This is a genomic window from Johannesbaptistia floridana, assembly GCF_057440575.1.
On the sequence record NZ_JALKVM010000323.1, the window covers coordinates 1 to 1,392 of the forward strand.

Genomic DNA, 1,392 nt, shown 5'->3' on the forward strand with positions numbered 1-1,392 from the left:
CCAGATTACTATTGTTCATCCAAATGATTGATGTACTTTTTTCTCATACATAGTGTCTTTTTGTAAGCAAGCATAAAGCACAGTGATCATTTTATTGCGCACGGCGTTAATGGCTTGGTTGTAGGTACGTCCTCTAAGTCTTAGTCGCTGATAGATATCCTTAAAGGGGGAGTCACATTGAGGAGTGATGAGGTATTTGGCTCCTTGATGGATAGCCGTCTTAAGTTCTTTACTGGCTGCGCGACTGATTCTACTGTTACGCTTGAGACACTTACCACTTTGTCTGGGGTGGGGACTAATTCCTGCATAAGAGGCACAGGCTTTTGCGGTAGGAATTTTTTCAAATAAGCCAGTTATGGCCATGACGGTAAGGGTGTTTTTAGGACCGAAGCCCAAAACAGAACGAGCGATAGCGTATTTACGGGCTGCTTTGGTATCCTTTGCAATTAGGTGTTCGAGTCGTTGTTCGAGTTCGGTAATAGTTTTCTTAGTGGCTTCCAACTGCTGCTTAATGAGTTCAACTGCTAATTTATCCAGGGGGTCCAAGACAAATGCCTTTCGTTCTTCTAGCGAGGTGCCCAGAGCCTGCTTGTGACGAACTAGGCGTAGACGCATTTTATTAATAAAATCAACTTGTTGCTGTAGCTGACTGGGCAGTTGATATTGTGTTGCTTTACGGTGATGTAGCAGGCAATATTCCGATACATTACGCGCATCAATAATATCCGTTTTGTTCTTTTGTCTACCCATGCTCCGATTGAGCTGTAAAGGGTCTTCTAACCAAATGTATAGCTCTGGGAGTTGCGCACTCAAACCCAGTAAAGGGTGACAATATTGGCCTGTGTTTTCCACACAATGTAAGAACTCACCAAGGAATACCTCGTGCTGTTGAGCTAACTGCTGCAATAAAGCCCTGATCGACGACCGATCATTTTTCACTTCACCTTCGTTGATAATAGCTCCTAACATAGAGCGGACACAGTAATTGAGAGTCTCTTTTGAGGTATCCCAGCCCACAAAAAACTGGTGTGCAGGAGAATAATTCATATCTTAGCTAAGCATTTATGCTCAGACCGTGTCTGAATAGTTCACATCCTTTACAGCGGGTTCCGTCGCTATAAGCGACTTGTCCCATATTACTATTCGAACTTACATTCAAACACCTGGCACGGAGTGAAAAATCAGGGTACGGGCTCGAAGCCCAGACGATGAAACTCTTTACTCCGGCCAGTGTCTAAGCGGTTACAAAATGTTCCAGTTGTTTGCGACAGCCCCCACTTGGGGTGAGGGGCTGCCGCAACAACTTACACATTTTCCTTTTTCGCTTTCGAGAAAAATAATAATACCATAAACATAAAGGACGATGAATGTCTGGACTGTAAGCCCGACATT

At 44.0% G+C, this 1,392-nt stretch carries 1 protein-coding gene; it reads right to left on the reverse strand.

Features of this window, described 5'->3' with window-relative positions:
• Nucleotides 1-15: 15 nt before the first annotated feature.
• Nucleotides 16-1,047: an IS110 family RNA-guided transposase gene (locus MW688_RS18625; protein ID WP_486737513.1), complete on the reverse strand. Its 1,032-nt coding sequence runs from the start codon at nucleotides 1,045-1,047 to the stop codon at nucleotides 16-18.
• Nucleotides 1,048-1,392: the final 345 nt, after the last annotated feature.